Annotated in this window: 3 protein-coding genes; all 3 read left to right on the top strand. The window is 50.4% G+C overall.

Features of this window, described 5'->3' with window-relative positions; all coding sequences use genetic code 11:
- A partial coding sequence (locus PsWM33_RS21155; protein WP_193778444.1) for an IS1595 family transposase occupies window positions 1-583 on the top strand: 583 nt, incomplete at its 5' end.
- Window positions 584-685: 102 nt separating this feature from the next.
- Complete coding sequence (locus PsWM33_RS21160; RefSeq protein ID WP_063301551.1) at window positions 686-3,580, top strand: Tn3 family transposase; 2,895 nt, start codon at window positions 686-688, stop codon at window positions 3,578-3,580.
- A 123-nt stretch (window positions 3,581-3,703) separates the two neighbouring features.
- The coding region (locus PsWM33_RS21165; RefSeq protein ID WP_063301552.1) for a recombinase family protein at window positions 3,704-4,220 on the top strand (517 nt) is incomplete at its 3' end.

Genomic DNA, 4,220 nt, shown 5'->3' on the forward strand with positions numbered 1-4,220 from the left:
TAGAAAAGGGAAGAAGAAAACTACAAAAACACCTGTTCTTTCAATGGTTCAGAGGCCACAATCAACAGAAGTTGGTAGCCCTGCAGGTCATGCCCGCGCAAGTGTCGTTGCTGATCTTTCAGCCGTGGAGGCAAGTCGTGTCTTTGGCCAGGAACTGGACCTGCAAGCGAACTTGATGAGCGATGACTGGACAGCCTTTGCAGCCCTTGGTCACAACTTCAGCGACCATCAAACAGTAAATCACTCAAAGGATGAATATGTTCGCGGAGCGGTACATATAAACTCCAGTGAGGGTTTTAGCTCCAGAGTCAGACGAACCGTATCCGGTGTTTTTCATCATATCAGCACGGCCCATGCTGATCTTTACATGCATGAAATTGGCTTCCGTTGGTCACAACGTGTTGTAAAGGGGCAGGTTGTCAGGCAAAGCCGCAATGGCAAGAAAAAACTTAGAACCATATGGTCACGTGTTCCTCCTGCCCTGCAAATCGCAAAACTGCTGAGCAATGCTGTTGGGCGTCAAATGCGACGGACCCAGCAAGGTGGTATTTCCGTCAGATCCGAGATAGCTGTCTTTGGTTGATAATGGCCAGTGGCCATCTTGAGGAACAAGTGCTGAACATCACCATTTAAGACATGTTTGCTCACCAAAGTGACTTTTTCTTCAGGTTAGGAAAGAGTTGCAATGGTTCAGACTTTTAGTCTTACGTGGGGACTGTCATTCGACGATCTCACTTTCATCAATGGCTACAATACGCGGACTCGTCTCGGCATTTCACTTCAACTCAAACACCTCCAGCACTTTGGTTACTTTGCAGATGAAGATATTCAGGTTGGCGAAGAGGTTTTAAACTATCTGAGTGATCAGCTCGGTGGATATCGCCCGGTCACATTTGACTATGACTTTCAAAGCCGTTCTGCACGCCGCCATATGATGGAGATTGTACAGTATCTCGGCTTTGAGCGGATGTCAGATAAGCATAGAACTCAGCTAGCACACTGGCTACGATGCGAGCATTGTGGTCACGTCAATGCTGTTGAAGAACTGATTTCGATTGCCTATCAGTGGTGTCTTGAGAAGAAGGTATTTGCGCCCTCCCGAAAGATTGTTGAACGTGTTGTTCGTTCCGCACGCCGCGAGTTTCAGAAAGAGTTCCTGCAAAAAATTGTCAGTCAGCTTTCTCAGGAAGCCATTGTAAAGATGGAAACTTCATTGGTGGAGCCGGATGCTTCGACCGGATTTTCACGCCTGAAAGATGATATCGGCGGGGCTACGCTGGACAACATTCTGGCCGCAACTGAACGCCTTCAGTTTGTTGAAGGCTTACAGCTTCCAGAACATGTTCTTAAGGAGGTTGAGCGCTCCTTCATTGACCAGCTCGTGCAACGGGTGAGTGCAGAAACGGCTTCGCAGATGCGTAGACACAGCGTTGAGCGCCGATTAGGCCTGTTCGCTCTTTATCTGATAGTCCGCAAGTCCCAGATGATTGATCGGGTGATTGACCTTCTGGTGGAACAGATCCATCGGATCAATGCAAAATCAAAGCGCAAGGTGATTAAGGACATTAGCCGTGAAATCGAGAAGGTTCACGGTAAGGAGCGCTTGCTGGCAGAGATTGCCGTGGCCTCCATGGAACACCCGGAGGGGCGGATCTGTGATGTGATCTATCCGGTCGCCGGGCAGCAGAAACTATCAGCAATTGTCAAGGAGTACCGCTCAAAAGGAACTCTGGATCGTCAAATTCAGTTTGTGATGCGTGGGTCATATGCCTCACATTATCGCCGCATGCTACCACTGCTTCTTTCTGTCCTGGAATTCAGATCCAACAACGCAGCCTGGCGCCCTGTGCTAGAGGGATTGATCTGTATTACGAAGCTGCATAAGGCAGGCAAGCGGTTTGCTTCTGAGGATGATGTTCCGATGGAAGCCATTCCAGCTAAATGGCATGGTAGCGTGATTGATGACAAAGGCCGCGTGAATGTGATTTCCTTTGAGCTGTGCCTCCTGACCCAGTTGCGTGAGCGAATTCGTGCCAAGGAAATCTGGGTAGTGGGAGCAGATCGTTATCGAAATCCGGATGAAGACCTGCCAAAGGATTTTGCCGAGCGCCGCGACACATATTATGCGGGGCTGAAGTTGACACGAGATGCAGAAGCATTTGTGTCTGAAGTCAGAAAGACATTGGAGGATGAGCTACGTCAGCTCAATGCATCCCTGCCTCACAATGACAAGGTCAGGCTGCGTTGGACCGGCAAGAACCGGATCTCTGTCAGTCCGTTTGAACCTGCGCCGGAACCCAAAGGACTGGTCTCTTTAAAAGCGGAAATCACTCGTCAATGGCCGATGACGGGACTATTGGATACGCTTAAGGAAGCTGCCCTTGGAACGGGATACTTGGACCGCTTTGAGAGCTCTGCAAGTCGTGAGGTGTTGGCTCCTAATGTCCGTGATCAGCGATTGTTACTTTGCCTTTACGGCCTTGGCACAAATGCGGGCCTCAAACGTATTGCCGGTGGTCTCGCCGATATCAGCTATGAGGAGTTGCTGCGTGTGCGCCGCAACTATATTCATCCGGCCGCTTTAAGGGCTGCCTGTGCCCGCGTAGCTGATGCTACTTTGGCAATCCGCAATCCTGTCATCTGGGGTGAAGCCGGGACAGCTTGTGCAGTAGATAGCACGAAGTTTGGAGCCTGGGATAGGAACCTCATGAGCGAGTGGCATGCTCGTTACGGCGGCAGAGGTGTGATGATCTACTGGCATGTGGAACGTCAGGCAACCTGTATCTATTCTCAGCTAAAACGCTGTTCATCCTCTGAAGTTGCTGCCATGATTGAGGGTGTTTTGCGCCATTGCACCGACATGGAGATCCAGCGTCAGTATGTGGATAGCCATGGTCAAAGCGTTGTCGGCTTTGCGTTCTGTCATCTGCTGGGATTTGAGCTTGCTCCACGCCTTAAGGCGATCAGTCGGCAGAAGCTGGCATTGCCTTCAAATGCGATGCGCGGTGAACTTGGCAACCTGCTGCCGATCTTGTCCAGCGTCATCAACTGGGAGGAGATTGCCCGCCAGTATGACGAAATGGTCAAGTACGCAGCTGCCATGCAGCACAGAACCGCAGATCCAGAAGCAATTTTACGCCGCTTTGCCCGCTCCGAAGTTATGCACCCAACCTATAAAGCGCTGGCTGAACTGGGTCGAGCTATCAAGACAATTTTCTTGTGCCGATATCTGCGCTCTGAAAATTATCGTCGCGAAATCAACGAAGGGCTCAATGTGGTGGAGAACTGGAACAGCGCCAACGGCTTTGTATTCTTCGGCAAGGGCGGGGAGATTGCTAGTAACCGCATTGAAGATCAGGAGATCTCGGCCCTGTCTCTGCACCTGTTGCAGGCCTCGCTGGTTTACGTCAACACCCGCATGGTGCAATCGGTGCTTTCAGATCCTGTTTGGGTTGGCCGACTTGCCGCAGAAGATTACCGAGGTCTGACACCGCTGATATACAGTCACATCAATCCTTATGGCCGATTTGAGCTTGATCTGGAACAGCGCATAGACTTTGAAAGTAAGCTAGCTGCATGACTAGGTGATAATTTGAGTATACTCAAAATACGACCTCAAATGAACACCAATTGCACATGGATCCATGTTCATTTTGGGTATAATCTGCGTTAGTGAACAGAAATAGCTCATGGCACATCCAAAATGAACAGATCTACGTCCCGCATCGGATATGCGCGCACCTCTACTACTGATCAGAACCTGAAAGCACAAGTTCTCGCGCTGGAAGCGGCAGGATGTCATCTGATCCGTACAGAACAGAAGAGCGGCGGAACCCTCAAAGACCGTGTTGAGTTACAGACAATTCTGGTCTTTATCCACCCTGATGAAACTTTGGTGGTCACACGCATTGATCGGCTCGCCCGATCTATGCATGACCTGCAGATTATTGCACGGCGATTGCAAGACAAAGGTGCTCATCTTAATGCAACTGAGCAGCCTGTCGATACCTCAACGGCGGCAGGCAAAGCCTTTTTCGATATGCTCGGTGTCTTTGCTGAGTTTGAAACCAATCTGCGACGGGAGCGGCAAGCGGAAGGCATTGCGGCGGCGAAGAAAAGAGGTGTCTATAAGGGGCGTCCGCCTCGGATTGATAAGACCGAGATTGAAACGCGCCTTGCTATTGAGCCTCCCCCTTTGAAGTGGTCCACGCCTTTAGTTA

Source organism: Pseudovibrio sp. WM33 (assembly GCF_001623165.1).
In the GTDB taxonomy this organism is placed as follows: Bacteria; Pseudomonadota; Alphaproteobacteria; order Rhizobiales; family Stappiaceae; genus Pseudovibrio.